We start from the raw sequence: 16,250 nt of genomic DNA on the forward strand, positions 1-16,250 counted from the left end.
TTACGCGCCCCTTTCTTCCGACTGGCGCGACAGGATGGCGGCGAACTCGGTGCCGAACGCATCCAGCCGGTCCTCGAACACGCCCATGCTGTTGCTGACCACGTTATAGGCGATCACGGCGGGAATGGCCGTGACCAGGCCGATGGCGGTGGCGAACAGCGCCTCGGAAATGCCCGGCGCCACAACCGAAAGGTTGGTGTTGTGCATGGCCGCGATCGAGCCGAATGCATGCATGATGCCCCACACCGTGCCGAACAGGCCGATGAAGGGCGCCACCGGCCCGATGGTGGCGAGGAAGATGATCCAGCGGTTCAGCCGGTCCATCTCGCGCGTAATCGTGATGGCCATGGCCCGGTTGACGCGGTCCTGCACGCCGCCATGCACCAAGTCGATGCCCGAGATGCGCGAGGAACGCCGCCATTCGCCCATGGCCGCGCCAAAGACGGCGGCCATCGGGTGCACGGGCTTGGCGCCATCGGATTCGTAAAGATCCTCAAGGCTGCCACCGGCCCAGAAGCGCTCCTCGAAATCGTTGGCCTGCCGGTTGACCCGGCGGATGGTGGTGAATTTATCAAAAATGATGGCCCAGACAATGATGCTGCTGGTCACCAGCCCGATCATGACGAGCTTGACCACAATCGAGGCGTGCATGAACAGCGCCCACATTGAAAGATCACCCGCTGCAGCACCCAGATTCGCTGCATTAACCGCTTGGTCCAAATACGCCTCCTGCCCACCTTGGCCGTTCGCTCAAACACGAAGATTGCCCGTTTGGCAAGCTACGGCCAACCTGCTTTCCGCACAGCCCTGCATCGTGGTCAACCCATGACACAAAAAGAACACACGCCGTGCATGGCTCAGTGGCACTCAGCCGACCAGCCCGCGCAACAGATCACGCCATAACGGCGGAAATCGGGCCGCGCGCCCATCGGCTGCCCGCACGCAGGCCAGCCGCACATCCAGCGTGCCACAATCAAGTTTTTCAGCCGTCCCCGCCCGATGGAAGGTCTGGAGCAGCCTGCAGCTCGCAGCCCCCAGCTCGGTCAGGCGAGTCGTCACGCGCACGATGTCATCGAGCCGCAGGGGGGCACGGTAGTCCATGGCGGCATGGCGCACCACGAAGGCCAGCCCGAAATCGTCCAGCAGGTCGGCGGCAGAGTGCCCCTGCGCGCGGATGGCCTCGGTGCGGGCGCGCTCGCCAAAGGCGAGGTAGCGGGCGTGATAGACCACGCCGCCCGCATCCGTATCCTCGTAATAGATGCGAAAATCGATACTATGCTGAACCATCAGTCCCTTCTCCGAGCAGGTCGCCCTGGCCGGGCACGCGGACGGGGGGCTGCAGGCCCAGATGCCGCCAGCCCCGCTCGCCCAGCATGCGGCCGCGACTGGTGCGTAGCACGAGCCCCTCCTGAATGAGGTAGGGCTCGATCACGTCTTCGAGCGTGTCACGTGCCTCGGCCAGGGCGGCGGCCAGTGTCTCGACCCCCACCGGGCCGCCATGATGGTATTCGGCAATGCGGCGCAGGTAACGCCGGTCCATGCCATCAAGCCCCATCGAATCGACCTCGAGGCGGGAGAGCGCCGCATCGGCCAGCGCGCGGTCAACCGGCCCCCTGCCCGCCCGCGCCACGGCGGCGAAGTCGCGTACCCGGCGCAGCAGGCGGCCCGCGATGCGCGGCGTGCCGCGCGAGCGACGGGCGATTTCCTCCGCCCCTTCCGGTGTCAGGTCGAATTCCAGCTTGCGCGCCCCGCGCACCACAATCTGGCACAGCTCCTCGGGCGTGTAGAACACCAGCCGCAGCGGAATGCCGAAGCGGTCGCGCAGCGGCGTTGCCAGCAGGCCCGCCCGCGTGGTGGCGGCGACCAGCGTGAATGGCGAGAGGTCGATACGCACCGAGCGCGCAGCCGGCCCCTCGCCAATGATCAGGTCAAGCTGGAAATCCTCCATTGCCGGGTACAGCACTTCCTCGATGGAGGGGTGCAGGCGGTGGATTTCATCAATGAACAGCACGTCTCTCGGCTGGAGGTTGGTCAGGATGGCGGCCAGGTCGCCCGCGCGCTGGATGACCGGCCCCGACGTGGCCCTGAAGCCCACGCCCAGTTCCCGCGCCACGATCTGCGCCAGCGTGGTCTTGCCCAGACCGGGAGGGCCGTGCAGCAGCACATGATCCAGCGCATCGCCACGCTGGCGGGCGGCGGCGATGAAGATGGCCAGGTTCTCGCGGCTGGCCTTCTGCCCGGTGAAGTCATCAAGCGTCTGAGGCCGCAGGCTGCCTTCGCCCGTGTCTTCCTCCGCCCGGCGGGCGTCGATCTCGCGCTCGGGGTGCTCACTCATCGGGCCAGTTCCTTCAGCGCGTCACGGATCACGACATCGAGGTTCACATCCCCCTCAAAGCGGTCGATCACGCGCTCGACCACAGGCTGCGCCTCCGCGCGCCTGAAGCCAAGGCCCGACAGCGCCAGCACGGCATCCGCCGCAATGCTGCGCGGCGTGGGCAGCGTAATGCTCACGCCCGGCACGCCCCCGCCCGCCGGTGCGCCCGTGGGCATGCCCTCGCATTTGTCACGCAGTTCGGTCACGATGCGCTGGGCCAGTCGCGCGCCCACGCCACCCGCGCGGGTGAGCATGGCCTTGTCGCCCCCGCCTATGGCCATCATCAGCTCGGCAGGCGGCAGCACCGACAGGATGGCCAGCGCCACCTTGGCGCCCACGCCCTGCACCGTGGTGAGCAGGCGGAACCATGAGCGCTCCGATGCCTCGGCAAAACCGTAGAGCAGGATGGCGTCCTCGCGCACCACGGTCTCGACCAGCACGAGGGCGAGTTCCGGCGGCTGCGGCAGGGCGGCGAGCGTGCGGCTCGAGGCCTGCACAAGATAACCCACGCCGCTGACATCAATCACGCAGCGATCGGCCTCGACCTGTGCCAGCAGGCCGCGCAGCTGCGCGATCATGCCATCCTCGTGGCATTGGCAATGTGGGCGGCAGAGGCGCGATGATGCGCGTGGCAGATGGCCACCGCCAGCGCATCCGCCGCATCAGCACGCTTGAGCAGGGCGGTGGGCAGAATACGGCGGACCATCATGCTGACCTGCTCCTTGGTGGCGGCCCCCGTGCCCACAACCGCGCGCTTGACCGTCTTGGCGCCGTATTCGGCTACGGGAATGTCGAGCAGCATGGGCACCAGCAGCCCCACGCCACGGGCATAGCCCAGCTTGAGCGTGGCAGCGCCATTGCGGTTGACGTAGGTTTCCTCCACCGCCGCTTCATCGGGGGCGAAGTTGCGGGCCAGTTCCAGCAGCGCATCATGCAGGTGCCGCAGCCGCTCGGGCACGGACAGCGCCGAATCGGTCGCGATCACGCCATCGGCCACATGGCTCAGCCGGTTGCCCTGCGCCGTGATCACCCCCCAGCCCGTAAAGCGCAGGCCGGGGTCGATGCCCAGGATGCGGACCACAGCCCGGGTCAGGCCGAGAGCTTTTCGGCCACGTCGTCCGGCACGTCGAAATTGGCGTAAACGGCCTGCACGTCGTCATGGTCTTCAAGCGTATCGATCAGCTTGAACACGCTGCGCGCCTTGTCCTCATCGAGTTCGACGGTGTTCGACGGCCGCCAGTCCAGCTTGGCGGAGGCAGGCTCGCCAAAGCGGGTTTCCAGCGCATCACGCACGGCAAAGAAGGATTCGACCGGGCAGGTCACTTCATGCATGCCGTCCACGGTCTCGACATTCTCGGCCCCGGCTTCAAGCCCCGCCTCGATCAGGTCATCCTCACTTGCGGCATCGAGCGGATAGCTGATCACGCCCAGACGGGTGAACATGAAGGAGACCGAATTCGTCTCGCCCAGCGAGCCGCCATGCTTGGAAAACGCGGCCCGCACGTCGGATGCCGTGCGGTTGCGGTTGTCGGTCAGCCCTTCCACGATCACGGCAACGCCTGCCGGGCCGTAGCCCTCGTAGCGGACCTCGGTGTAGTCATCGCCGCCGCCTGCGCCGCTGGCCTTCTTGATCGCACGCTCGACCGTGTCCTTGGGCATGTTGACTTCACGCGCGGCCGAGATGGCTGCACGCAGGCGCGGGTTCATGGCCGGGTCGGGCATGCCCTCGCGCGTGGCCACGGTAATTTCACGGATGACCTTGGCAAACTGCTTGGCCCGCTTGGCGTCCTGCGCGCCCTTGCGGTGCATGATGTTCTTGAATTGGGAATGACCTGCCATCGTTCGTCCCTGATCGTGCTGTTCTTGTTACTGTCTTGTGTATCGGCCCGGGTGGGGCTGGCCGTTCAGACCAGCCGCCCGTGGCAATGCTTGTATTTCTTGCCCGACCCGCACGGGCAGGCCGCATTGCGCGAGACCTCGCCCCAGCTTGAGGGGTCATCGGGCATGATGGCCGCGGCCCCGATCGGCCTGCCCATTGCGGGGTCGGGCAGGTTGCCCGCCGCATCGGGCATGAGGCCGGGACCCGGCTCGTTCTCCAGCCCCGGCACTTCGGGGTCGGAATGGATTTCGGCAACGCCTGCGAAGGGGTTGTCGATGGGCGGCGGTGCGATTTCCACCCGCGCCATGGAGGAGGTGACGCGCGCACGCAGGTGGTCAAGCATGGCGTGGAACAGCTCGAACGCCTCGTGCTTGAACTCGTTGAGCGGATCTTTCTGCCCGTAGGCGCGCAGGCCAATGCCCTGGCGCAGCTGGTCAAGGGCGAGCAGATGCTCCTTCCACACCGCATCAAACGTGGTCAGCAGCACCTGCTTTTCCACAAACCGCATGACGGACGGGCCAAAATTGGCGGCCCGGCTGGCCTGCGCCTGGGCGGCCGCCTGCTCGATGCGCTCGGTCACCACCGCGGCATCCACCCCATCTTCCTGTGCCCATTCGGCAATGGGCAGGGTCAGGTTGAGCACGGTCTGCACATCGTGGGCCAGTTCCTCCTTGAGCCACTGCTCGGGGAAGGATTTCTCGGGGATGCGGCGGGCCACGATCTCGTGGATCACGTCCTCGCGCATTTCGGTGATGATGGGCGAAAGGTCTTCCGCCGCCATGTATTCACGGCGCTGGGCGTACACTTCCTTGCGCTGGTCGTTCATCACGTCGTCATATTTGAGCGTGTTCTTGCGCATGTCGAAGTTGCGGGCCTCGACCTTTTTCTGCGCGCGCTCAAGGGCCTTGTTGATCCAGGGGTGAACGATCGCCTCCCCTTCCTTCAGGCCCAGCTTCTGCAGGATGTTGCCCATGCGGTCGGTGCCGAAGATGCGCATGAGGTCATCTTCAAGCGAGATGAAGAAGCGTGAATTGCCCGGATCACCCTGCCGCCCAGCGCGGCCGCGCAGCTGGTTGTCGATGCGGCGGCTTTCATGGCGCTCGGTGCCGATCACGTACAGGCCGCCCGCCTTGCGCACGATGTCGTGATCCCGTGCCACGGTCGCGCGCAGGGCCTCTTCCTGCCGGGCACGCTCCTCGGGGTCCTCGATGCCGCCAAGCTTCTGGCTTATCAGCATGTCCACATTGCCGCCGAGCTTGATGTCGGTGCCGCGCCCGGCCATGTTGGTGGCGATGGTGATCGCCCCCGGCGCGCCAGCCTGCGCCACGATCTCGGCCTCAAGCTCATGGAAGCGGGCATTGAGCACGTTGTGCTTGATGCCGTTCTTGCGCAGCAGCGAGGAGAGATGCTCGCTCTTCTCGATCGAGGTGGTGCCGACGAGCACCGGCTGGCCCGAGGTCGCGCTGATTTCCTTGATCAGGGCGGCAACCGCCTCATACTTCTCGCGCGCGGTGAGATAGACCTCGTCATCATCGTCCTTGCGGGCGACGGGCAGGTTGGTGGGGATCTCGATGACGTCGAGCTTGTAGATATCGGCGAATTCATCCGCTTCCGTCATGGCGGTGCCGGTCATGCCCGACAGGCGCGGATACATGCGGAAGTAGTTCTGGAAGGTGATGGAGGCGAGCGTCTGGTTCTCCTGCTGCACCTCCACGTGTTCCTTGGCCTCGAGCGCCTGGTGCAGGCCATCGGAGTAGCGGCGGCCTTCCATCATGCGGCCGGTGAACTCATCGATGATGACCACCTTGCCGCCGCTGACGATGTAATCCACATCGCGCGTGAACAACGTATGCGCGCGCAGCGACTGCTGCACGTGGTGGATGACCGCCACGTTCTGGCTGTCATACAGGCCGCCCTCATGCAGCACGCCTGCGCCGCGCAGCAGGTCCTCCACCTGCTCGGCACCCTTTTCGGTCAGGATGACGGAGCGGAACTTCTCGTCCTTCTCGTAGGCTTCGGGGTCGGTCACGAGGGCGACCATCACTTCATCGACCGAGCGGTAAAGGCCGGAACTGTCCTCTGCCGGGCCGGAGATGATGAGCGGGGTGCGGGCCTCGTCGATCAGGATCGAATCGACTTCATCGACGATGGCATGGTGGAAGGGCCGCTGGACCATATCTTCCACGCGGTATTTCATGTTGTCGCGCAGGTAGTCGAAGCCGAATTCGTTGTTGGTGCCGTAGGTGATGTCGGCGCGATAGGCGGCGCGGCGCTCATCCTCGGGCATGTTGGGCACGACCACGCCCACGCTCAGGCCAAGAAAGCCGTACAGCTTGCCCATCTGCTCGGCATCGCGGCTGGCGAGGTAGTCGTTCACGGTCACGACATGCACGCCCTGCCCCGCAAGCGCGCTGAGATAGACGGCAAGGGTGGCGACAAGGGTCTTGCCCTCGCCGGTGCGCATTTCCGCAATCTTGCCATCATGCAGCACCATACCGCCAATGAGCTGCACATCGAAGTGCCGCATGCCCAGCACGCGCTTCGCCGCCTCGCGGCACACGGCAAAGGCTTCGGGCAGCAGGGCGTCAAGGCTTTCGCCCTTGGCGATGCGGGCGCGGAATTCCGGTGTCTTGGCAGCAAGGGCTGCGTCATCGAGCGCCTGGACCTGCGGCTCGAGCGCGTTGATTGCGGGCACGCGCCGCTGATACGATTTCAGCGCCCGGTCATTGGCGGTTCCGAACAGGGCGCGGGCAATACTGGCGAACATGAAGACCTTCCCGGAATGACATTCCCGCACGCCCGCAACACAAGAACTGGCGGGGGCGGGGCAGGCGTGCGGATAAAATTCTCGCGCGGAGACATGAGATAGGACCCACGCCGCCACGGGTCAACCGATGGACCGCAGCGCCATGGAAAAAGCGGGGGAAAACGGCCATCCGCCATACGGCCCTTGCAGGCAGGGCCGCCCTTCGCCATGATGCCTGCCGAACGCGTTCATAACTAGGGTTTTTTGCACATGCGGACTATCAGTCCGGCAAAGGCTGTCGCAACGATGGCCCTGCTTGCTTCCTCTTTCATCATTCCTCCTGCAATGGCGGCCTCCCCCGCGCCGGCGGCGCCCGGCGCCCCGGCCACGGCGGACCAGAATCCGCTGCTCGCCAGCGTGAACGGGCAGGACATCCGCCTCAATGACGTGCGGCAGGCCATGGCCACGATGCCCGAGCAGCTGCGCAAGCTGCCCGACAACATCATCGTGCCGATCCTGCTCAACCAGCTCGTTGACCAGCGCGCCATCCAGCTTGCCGCCACCAAGTCCGGGCTGGACAAGCAGCCCGACGTGCAGCAGCAGATGCAGCAGGCCTCGCAGGGCGCGCTGCAGAATGCCTACCTGTCAGCCCAGGTCGCCCCAACCCTGACCGATGATGCGGTCAAGGCGTATTACGACAAGAACTACGCCAACAAGCCGGGCGCTGAAGAAATCCATGCCCGCCACATCCTGGTCCAGACCGAGGCCGAGGCCAACGACGTGATCAAGCAGCTCAAGGGCGGCGCCGATTTCGGGCAGCTGGCCACCAAGCTGTCGAAGGATCCCGGCTCGGCCAAGCAGAATGGCGGCGACCTGGGCTGGTTCAAGAAGGGCGACATGCTGCCGACCTTCTGGGATGCAGCCTCCGCCATGCAGCCCAACAGCTACAGCCAGACCCCGGTGCACACCCAGTATGGCTGGCACGTGATCCAGGTGCTGGGCAAGCGCACCGCGCCCACCCCCACGCTTGACGCAACGCGCGACCAGATCCGCCAGAAGCTGATCCAGGACGGCGTGCAGAAGGCGGTTGCCAATGCGCTGGCACAGGTCAAGGTCGTGCGCTACGGCCCTGACGGCAAGCCCCTGCCTGAAAACCAGCCCGCCCACTAAAAGCGGCCTGCCGCGCGGCGGGGCCCCGTCCATGCCCCGCCGCGCCACCTGAGTTCTTTGTCTCCCCGCCCCTGCACCGGAAGCCGACCGACCATGGCCAAAGCCCTGCCCGTCTCCCCCCTTGCCCAGCCTTTGCCCGAACTGCCGCCGCTGGCTGGCGTGCGTTTTGGCGCGGCCGAGGCCGGCATACGCTATACGGGGCGCACCGATCTGGTCATGGCTGAGTTCGCACCGGGCACGACGGTGGCGGGCGTCTATACCAAAAGCAAATGCCCCGGTGCGCCGGTGGACTGGTGCCGCGCCGCCATGGCCGATGGCCGGGCCCGCGCGCTGGTGGTCAATGCGGGCAATGCCAATGTCTTTACCGGCCGGGCCGGGTTTGAAGCGACGCAGGCCAACGCGGCCGATGCCGCGCGCCTGGTCAACTGTGCTGCCAGCGAGGTGTTCCTCGCCTCCACCGGCGTGATTGGCGAGGTGCTGCCCTACCAGAAGATTTCGGCCGCCCTGCCCGGCCTTTACGCCACCCTCTCGGCTGATGGCTGGGCCGATGCCGCGCGTGGCATCATGACCACCGACACCTTCCCCAAGGCCGCGACCCGCACGGCGAAGATCGGCGGGACCACGGTGCGCATACAGGGCATTGCCAAGGGCAGCGGCATGGTCGCCCCCGACATGGCCACCATGCTCTCCTTTGTTGCAACCGACGCGAAGCTGCCCGCGAGCGTGCTGCAGTCCTTCCTGACCGAGGGCGTGAACCGCAGCTTCAACTGCATCACGGTGGATTCGGACACCTCCACCTCCGACATGGTGCTGCTGTTTGCCACAGGCCAGGCCGGCAATGCCGAGATCACTGACCCGGCCTCGCCCGAACTGGCCCATTTCCGCGCGGCCCTTGATTCGCTGCTGCTGGAACTGGCCCTGCTTGTCATCCGCGATGGCGAGGGGGTGACGAAGGTGATGCATATTGTCGTAACGGGCGCGACCTCCGATGAATCGGCCCACAAGGTTGCCATGGCCGTGGCCAACTCGCCGCTGGTCAAGACCGCTGTGGCGGGCGAGGACGCCAACTGGGGCCGCGTGGTCATGGCAGTGGGCAAATGCGGCGAGCCCGCCAACCGCGATACGCTCTCCGTCGGCATTGGCGGCACGTGGATCGCCGAAGGGGGCACCGTGGTGCCCGACTACGATGAAGCCCCGGTCGTGGCCCACATGAAGGGCAGGGAAATCGAGATCACGATCGACCTTGGCCTGGCCAACGGCACGGCGCAGGCGTGGGGCTGTGACCTTACGCATGGCTATATCGACATCAACGGCTCCTATCGCAGCTGACCGGCGCTGATAATAATATAGAGTTTTTGGGTGCCGCCTTTTTTTAAAGGCGGCGTTCCTTTCGAAACTTTTGGAAAAGCTTCACCAGGAACTTTTTGCTGTTTTCATACAGTCACCGGGCCTGGCTGGTGGATGGCGTGTTTTTTCCTGCTTCCGCTGCGCACCGAGCAATGGCATTGCTGTACGGGTGAACCCCTTGGCAGCCAGACAGGAATGCCCTGCATGACGAACCCGTTTTCCCGCCCTGCCTCCCCCACCGAGATCTGGACCTATGCCGGGTTCTGGATGCGCGTGGTCGCCCATGTGATCGATGGCATCGTGCTGTGGGCGGTGCTGGGGCTCATGGGCCTGCTGCTTGTGCCGCCGAGCCTCTCGGTCTCGATCTTTGACCCGCAGGCAAGTGGCGGCAGCGGCGGTGACTACCGCATCTCCTACATCGAGCCTGCAGGCTACACGCAGGCTGACTACACCATCGTCTCGACCATGCCGCACCTGCACTGGAGCGGGAACGGCCTGTTCGAGCTGCTGTCCATCGTGCTGCCCGCGCTCTATTTCATCGTGTTTGAATCCTCGCGCCTGCAGGCCACGCCCGGCAAGCTGGCCTGCCAGATGCGCGTGACCGACCTTTATGGCAACCGGATCACGCCGCTGCGGGCTGCGGGGCGGTATTTTGGCAAATATCTCTCGGCGCTGCTGCTGGGCATCGGCTTCCTCATGGTCATGTGGACGCAGCGCAAGCAGGCGCTGCACGACATTCTGGCCGGCACCTGCGTGATCCGGCGCGAGGCCCGCGCCCTGGCTCCCCAGCCCCCGCAATGGGGCTGAAAAACGCAAAAAAGGCATGCCAAGAATGCAACCATGCAGGCTTTGGCAATCTTTTGTCCTGATATTGCATGCTTTCAGGCGTTAAGGTGGCACCCCCCGCACAGCGATGGGCGAGGGTGCTATGCCATTCGACAGGGGAGCCTGAACCCGCTCCGGCGGGGTTTATATTTTCAAGGAGGTGAACAATCGGCATGTCAGCCCATTTCACGACGCGCGCCCATCCCGTATCCAGACAGTCCCGACGGGGCGGCATCCTGACAGTGCTGGCGGCTTTCCTGCTCGCCCTCCTGCCCTGCATTCCCCACGCCCATGCCGCCGATCCCGGCACGGCTGCCGCCCAGGCCACGGGGCAGACCATCACCGCCCAGCAGGCCCAGCAGGTGCTCGCGGTGATGAACGACCCGCAGAAGCGCGAGGAATTCACCCACACCCTTGATGCCATTGCCAAGGGCCTGCCCGCGCCGACCACCCCTGCTCCCGCTCCTGCGCCAGCCCCGGCCAAGAAGGCTGCCGCCGCCAAGTCCGACGTGGAAGTCGAGCCCGGCAGCATCAGCAGCGAAACCATGAACGAGCTGGGCCATATCCGCGATGTAGCACTCAAGCAGGGCCAGAACTTCATGGCGCTGTTTGCCGATCTGGCGTTCGTGGGGCGGTGGGTGCACTCCATCCTGTCCAATGCGGATTCGCGCCAGATCCTGCTTGATGCGATGGGGCGCGCGGGCATCATCTTCATCCTTGGCCTCGTGGCCGAGCGTGGCCTGTCCATCGTGCTGCGCAAGCCGCTGGCCAGCGTGACCGCGCGCGCGGTGGCCACCGAGCAGCGCCTGAACCAGCGCCTCGCACGTGAGGACGCGGCAGATGCCGACCAGCCCAGCCCGCCGCCCGCCACCGCCGCCGATGCCCAGGCCGAGCAGCAGACCGAACAGACCCGCGAGCAGGATGACCGCCAGCAGCATGAAACGCTGCGCATCATCACGCGCATTCCCTTTTCCCTGCTGCATTTCCTCATCAAGCTGCTGCCGGTCGCCCTGTTCTTCGGGCTGGGCTATGGCGCCTCCGCCCTGTTCGCCACCACCCACCAGGCGGCGATGGTCACCATCACGCTCACCAATGCCTATGTCATCGCACGCGTGATCTACCTGCTGCTCGAAACCGTGTTCGTGCCGCACTCGCCCACCATCCGCCTGTGCAGCGCATCGGATGCCACGGCGCGCATGGTCACGAGGTGGTGGAACTTCCTGGTGGCGGCACCGTCCATCGTGGTCTGCCTGTCCACGCTGGGCGGCGTGTTCGACATGCCGGCCCGTGGCACGGAAGCCATCATCCGTGCCGTGGTGCTGATCGAGCACATGCTCATCGCCATCTTCATCTGGCGCATCCGCCACCATGTGGGTGCCGCGCTGCAGCCTTCGGGCCGCCTGCGCGAGAAGCCGTTCTGGATGTTCGTGGGCAAGATGGTCCGCTTCTGGTGGATCCCGGCCATGTTCTTCGACTTCGCGCTGTGGCTGGTCTGGGCCACCCAGATCCAGGGCGGCTATGCCTGGATCCTGCGCACGCTGTCGCTGACCATCGTGGTCATCCTGGGCGCGCGCCTGCTGTCGGTGCTGGCGTTCAGCGTGCAGAACAAGCTCTTCCACGTGCCCGAGGCGACCGAAAAGCGCTATCCCGGCCTGCAGGCCCGCGTGGACTACTACTACCCCATGGCGCGGCGCACGCTGTCGGTGCTGCTGGTGTTCTTCACCGTCGTGCTGCTGCTCCAGTCCTGGGGGCTGCCGGCCATCCGCTTCTTCGTGCATGGCTCGCTGGGCACCAAGATCGTGGGCGCGATGCTGACGATCATGATCGCCTACACCATCGCCATCGTGGTGTGGGAAGTGGCCAACGCCACCCTGCAGAACCAGATCACCCGTTTCGAGACATCGGACCAGGCCTCCCGCGCGACGCGGCTGCGCACGGTGCTGCCCATCATCCGCACGGTGCTGCTCACCTTCATCATCATCATCGTCACCGTGACCACCCTTTCGCAGATCGGCATCAACGTAGCCCCCCTGCTCACGGGTGCGGGCATCATGGGTGCGGCCATCGCGTTCGGTTCCCAGAGCCTGGTCAAGGACTTCATCACCGGCTTCTTCATGCTGGTTGAAAACGCCATGCAGGTGGGTGACTGGGTCACGGCGGGCGCCGTGTCGGGCACGGTGGAGCACCTGTCCATCCGCACGCTGCGGCTGCGCGCGGTCAATGGCGACCTGCACATCATCCCGTTCTCGTCGGTCACCTCGATTGCCAATACCTCGCGCGACTACAACCTCGTGGTGGTCAGCTTCATGCTCGACCTGTCGGAAGACCCGCACCGGGTGGCCGCCATCCTGCAGGATGAACTGGCGATCCTGCGCAAGGACCATGTGTATGGCCCGCTCATCAAGTCGGACTTCTCCTTCCTCGGGCTGGAGCAGGCCGATGGCAATGGCTCCAAGTTCCTTGGCTCCATCCGCACCTCGCCGGGATCGAAGTGGAAGGTCTACCGCGAGTATTACAGCCGCCTGAGCGCGCGCATGGTGAAGGAACAGGTCAAGTTCCCCACCCCCACCTCGCTCAACCTGCTGGCCAATGGCCCCACCGGCACGCTGCGCATGAACATGGAGGAGAACTTCCCCAGGGCCGCCCTCGCGAAGCCCGCGCAGCCTGAAGCCGGGGATGGCGCACCCGATGCGCCCAAGACTGAAGGCGCAAAGGACGCGGCCCCCAAGGCCGACCCCGCCCCAAAGGGAAATGACCCCACCCATGGCTGAGGATACAGCGGACGTACTGGCCAACCTTGAGGCCCCCCTGCGCACGGATGGCTTTGCCTTCGTGCCCGCGGGGGCCATGCGCGCCCTGCTGGGCCAGCAGGCCGTGGCGGACTGGGCCAGCTTTGCCGCAAGCTGGAACCGGCTGGGGCTGGACCGCTACATGGCCGATGGTGGCCGCTACCGCCGCCGCCGCCATGCCACCTTCGCCATCAGCGCCGAGGGCATAAGGCGCAAGAAGCACCAGCCCCATTACCAGAGCCGCGACTACAACGAGCTCAATGGCGGCATCGAGCGCTGGTTCCGCGCCATTGAACCCGAGATGGGCAGCCATCCCGTGCTCCTGGCCATCCTGCAGCTCATGCACCGCATCGTGACCGACCTGAGCGAGCCCGCGCACCAGCCCGATGTGTGGCACACCGAGGTGCACCAGTTCCGCATCGAGGCGCTGGAGAACAGCCCCGGCCAGCCCACGCCCGAGGGCCTGCACCGCGATGGCGTGGACTGGGTGATGGTGATCATGGTGCGGCGCGAGAACGTCATGTCGGGCGAGACCTCCATCCATGACCTGCAACGCACCCTGCTGGGCGGATTCATGCTCGATCAGCCGCTTGATACGGCAGTGGTCAATGACAACCGCGTCTATCATGGCGTGACGGCGGTGCGCCCGCTCGACCCCACCCGCCCGGCCTACCGGGATGTTCTGGTCGTGACATTCCGCCATCAATGAAGCAGGCCATGCGGGAGGCGCCAGCAGCCCCCTGGCGGCGCTTTGCCCTGCTGGCCGGGCTGGCGATGGCGGTGGCCGGGGGTGGGCTCTACCTGTTCATCGTAACCGTTGACCCGTGGAACATCCTGCCCTTCTCGCCGCCGCTTGCGCGCATACCCGTTACCTCGAATGCCCGCTACACCATGCCCGCGCTGGCGCGCGCACCGCAGTTTGACTCCGTCATCATCGGCACCTCGACCAGCCGCCTCATGCAGCCTGCCGAGCTGGGGCCGCCGCTGGGGGCGCATTTTCTCAACATGGCCATGAACAGCGCCAGCCCGTGGGAGCAGTCGCGCGAACTCGACGCTTTCCTGCGCGCACACCCGGCCCCGCGCATTGTCCTGATCGGCATCGATGCCGCCTGGTGCCACCCCCGGCCCGGCAGCCTGAGCGGCCCCAACCGCCCCTGGCCGGAATGGATGTACGGCCACCCCGCATGGACGGGTTACCTGCACATGGCCAGCCTGTATGCCCTGCAGGAGGCGGCCAATGAATTCCTGTGGCTGGCCGGGCGCAAGGCCCAGCGCTTTGGCGCGGATGGCTATACAAGCTTCGTGCCACCTGACAGCCAGTACGACCCTGCCCGCGTGCAAGCCATCTTCAGCCGCTGGGCACCGGCGGACAACACCCCCGCCCCACCCGGCATGGCCATGACCCCGCCTGCGGGCATGGACCTGCTGGCCGACATGCTGGCGCGCATGCCTGCCATCACGCGGCGCGTCGTGTGGTTTCCGCCTGCCTCCACCTTCCTGCACGGCGCGCCGGGCAGCGTGGCCGATGCGCGGCTGGAGGCCTGCCGGCTGGGCGTAAGCCAGGTCACGGCCCCCCGCCACGACACGCTCGTGCTCGACTTCAACCACGACACCGCCCTGACCGCAGACCGGGATAATTTCTGGGACCCGCTGCATTACCGCCAGCCCGTGGCCCGGCGCATCATGGCCGATATCACCGCCGCCATCACGACCGGCCATGTGGACGACCCGGCGGTAGTGATGCCCCCCGCCCCCGCGCCGCCCTGAGCACGGCCGCGCCAAAGCCATGCACTGCCATCGCGGAGCCTTCACGGCAGCGGGGCTTGTGCCGGGCGGGTCATCTGGTATGGAAAACAGAACACCGTGAGAGACCCGCCACCTGCCTGCTCACAACAGGCGGATGACGACAACGGGGATCGTTTTGTGCATGCCGCCCCGCAACCGGGTGGGCGAGGTTGCGGCACTGAGGTTGGAGAGGCTGGTGAAAACGTCCGTCAATGGTGCGCCGCAATGGCATCTGCAGCCCGAGGCGAACCGGACCCTTGTCACATTGTCCGGGGACTGGATTGCACAGCAGGGCCATCTTCCCGACTTTCCGGAATCCGGGTTCAGGGATGTGCCGCATGGCGAACCGGTTGAATTCAGCACCGACCAGCTTGGCAAATGGGATACCTCGCTGATCAGCTTCCTGTGGGAGCTCAAGCGCACCGCCCGTGAAGACAACGTGCAGCTGCGCATCGACACCCTGCCGGAATCCGCGCGCAAGCTGCTCGACCTGCTACCCGAGATCCCGCCCACGCCCGCGCCGCTGCCGCCGCATAAATTCCAGCCCGTTACCGCCGTGGGCCAGTTGACGCTCGATACGCTCAACGAGGTCGGCTGCGTGAGCGAAATGGGGGCCGCCGCCGCAAAGGGGGGGCTTGCCGCCCTGGTGGGGCGCGGCATGATGCGCACCGTCGACCTCATGTCCGACCTGAGTGCGGCGGGGCCTGCGGCGCTGCTGATCGTGGGCGTGGTCAACTTCCTTGTCGGTGCGATCCTGGCCTTCGTGGGGTCGGTGGAGCTGCACAAATTCGCGGCCGACATCTATGTGGCGAGCCTCGTGGCCATTGCCATGGTGCGCGAGATGTCGGCGGTGATGACGGCCATCATCATGGCCGGCCGCACCGGTGGCGCCTATGCCGCGCGCATCTCCACCATGCAGGCCAATGAGGAAATCGACGCGCTGCAGGTGTTTGGCATTCCGGTTTCGAGCTACCTGATCCTGCCCTCGGTGCTGGCGCTCGCCTTCACCATGCCGCTGCTTTACCTCTATGGCTGCCTGATCGGCATGCTCGGCGGGTTCTTCGTCTCCTACATCATGCTCGACGTCTCGCCGCTGGGCTATTTTCATGAAACCCTGCAGGCGCTGCCGCTCGACCAGTTCACCTTCGGCTTCATCAAGAGCCTCGTGTTCGGCACCTTCATCGGGCTGACAAGCTGCCGCATTGGCCTCAAGGCCGGGCGGAGTGCGGCCGATGTGGGCATCGCGGCCACCAAGGCCGTGGTGGTGGGCATTGTGGGCGTGATCGCGCTTGATGCGGTATTCGCGGTTATTGCCAATGTTATCGGGATCTGATC

General features: G+C 65.6%; 14 protein-coding genes. 7 read left to right on the plus strand and 7 right to left on the minus strand.

Annotated features, from left to right (window positions below):
- From tolQ to secA, 7 genes are all read right to left on the minus strand, one after another.
- The gene (tolQ, locus tag DV027_RS04415) at positions 1–666 is read right to left on the minus strand and encodes a protein TolQ (RefSeq protein ID WP_130730755.1); all 666 of its coding nucleotides are present in this window, start codon (positions 664–666) and stop codon (positions 1–3) included.
- A gap of 201 nt (positions 667–867) precedes the next feature.
- On the minus strand, positions 868–1,287 hold the full coding sequence (locus DV027_RS04420) for a YbgC/FadM family acyl-CoA thioesterase (protein WP_130730710.1): 420 nt from the start codon (positions 1,285–1,287) through the stop codon (positions 868–870).
- Positions 1,274–2,335 carry a Holliday junction branch migration DNA helicase RuvB gene (gene ruvB / locus DV027_RS04425; protein ID WP_130730711.1) on the minus strand — a complete coding sequence of 354 codons (1,062 nt, stop codon included), beginning with the start codon at positions 2,333–2,335 and terminating at the stop codon, positions 1,274–1,276. The genes DV027_RS04420 and ruvB overlap by 14 nt, the downstream gene beginning before the upstream one ends.
- Positions 2,332–2,952 (minus strand): Holliday junction branch migration protein RuvA, encoded by a 621-nt coding sequence (ruvA, locus tag DV027_RS04430; RefSeq protein WP_130730712.1) that lies wholly within the window; start codon positions 2,950–2,952, stop codon positions 2,332–2,334. Before ruvA ends, ruvB begins: the two co-directional genes overlap by 4 nt.
- Positions 2,949–3,455, minus strand: coding sequence for a crossover junction endodeoxyribonuclease RuvC (gene ruvC, locus DV027_RS04435; protein ID WP_110569030.1), 507 nt, complete (start codon positions 3,453–3,455; stop codon positions 2,949–2,951). Before ruvC ends, ruvA begins: the two co-directional genes overlap by 4 nt.
- Before the next feature lie 8 nt (positions 3,456–3,463).
- Positions 3,464–4,213 carry a YebC/PmpR family DNA-binding transcriptional regulator gene (locus DV027_RS04440; RefSeq protein WP_130730713.1) on the minus strand — a complete coding sequence of 250 codons (750 nt, stop codon included), beginning with the start codon at positions 4,211–4,213 and terminating at the stop codon, positions 3,464–3,466.
- 65 nt (positions 4,214–4,278) lie between these two features.
- Positions 4,279–7,020, minus strand: coding sequence for a preprotein translocase subunit SecA (secA, locus tag DV027_RS04445; protein ID WP_130730714.1), 2,742 nt, complete (start codon positions 7,018–7,020; stop codon positions 4,279–4,281).
- Between the two features lie 285 nt (positions 7,021–7,305).
- On the opposite strand from secA, the gene DV027_RS04450 reads away from it, so the two are divergent.
- The 7 genes from DV027_RS04450 (at position 7,306) to DV027_RS04480 (ending at position 16,248) form a co-directional block, all read left to right on the plus strand.
- Entirely contained in the window at positions 7,306–8,169 is an 864-nt protein-coding gene (locus DV027_RS04450) for a peptidylprolyl isomerase (RefSeq protein ID WP_130730715.1), read from the plus strand.
- A gap of 93 nt (positions 8,170–8,262) precedes the next feature.
- The gene (argJ, locus tag DV027_RS04455) at positions 8,263–9,498 is read left to right on the plus strand and encodes a bifunctional glutamate N-acetyltransferase/amino-acid acetyltransferase ArgJ (RefSeq protein WP_130730716.1); all 1,236 of its coding nucleotides are present in this window, start codon (positions 8,263–8,265) and stop codon (positions 9,496–9,498) included.
- 222 nt (positions 9,499–9,720) lie between these two features.
- Entirely contained in the window at positions 9,721–10,323 is a 603-nt protein-coding gene (locus tag DV027_RS04460) for an RDD family protein (RefSeq protein WP_130730717.1), read from the plus strand.
- 191 nt (positions 10,324–10,514) lie between these two features.
- Positions 10,515–13,112 (plus strand): mechanosensitive ion channel domain-containing protein, encoded by a 2,598-nt coding sequence (locus DV027_RS04465; protein ID WP_207303412.1) that lies wholly within the window; start codon positions 10,515–10,517, stop codon positions 13,110–13,112.
- Positions 13,105–13,839: a 2OG-Fe dioxygenase family protein gene (locus DV027_RS04470; protein ID WP_130730718.1), complete on the plus strand. Its 735-nt coding sequence runs from the start codon at positions 13,105–13,107 to the stop codon at positions 13,837–13,839. The genes DV027_RS04465 and DV027_RS04470 overlap by 8 nt, the downstream gene beginning before the upstream one ends.
- 8 nt (positions 13,840–13,847) lie before the next feature.
- Complete coding sequence (locus DV027_RS04475; RefSeq protein WP_130730719.1) at positions 13,848–14,897, plus strand: hypothetical protein; 1,050 nt, start codon at positions 13,848–13,850, stop codon at positions 14,895–14,897.
- Positions 14,898–15,057: 160 nt separating this feature from the next.
- Positions 15,058–16,248: an ABC transporter permease gene (locus tag DV027_RS04480; RefSeq protein ID WP_408884448.1), complete on the plus strand. Its 1,191-nt coding sequence runs from the start codon at positions 15,058–15,060 to the stop codon at positions 16,246–16,248.
- Positions 16,249–16,250: the final 2 nt, after the last annotated feature.

This window comes from Komagataeibacter xylinus (assembly GCF_004302915.1).
Taxonomy (GTDB): Bacteria; Pseudomonadota; Alphaproteobacteria; order Acetobacterales; family Acetobacteraceae; genus Komagataeibacter; species Komagataeibacter xylinus_C.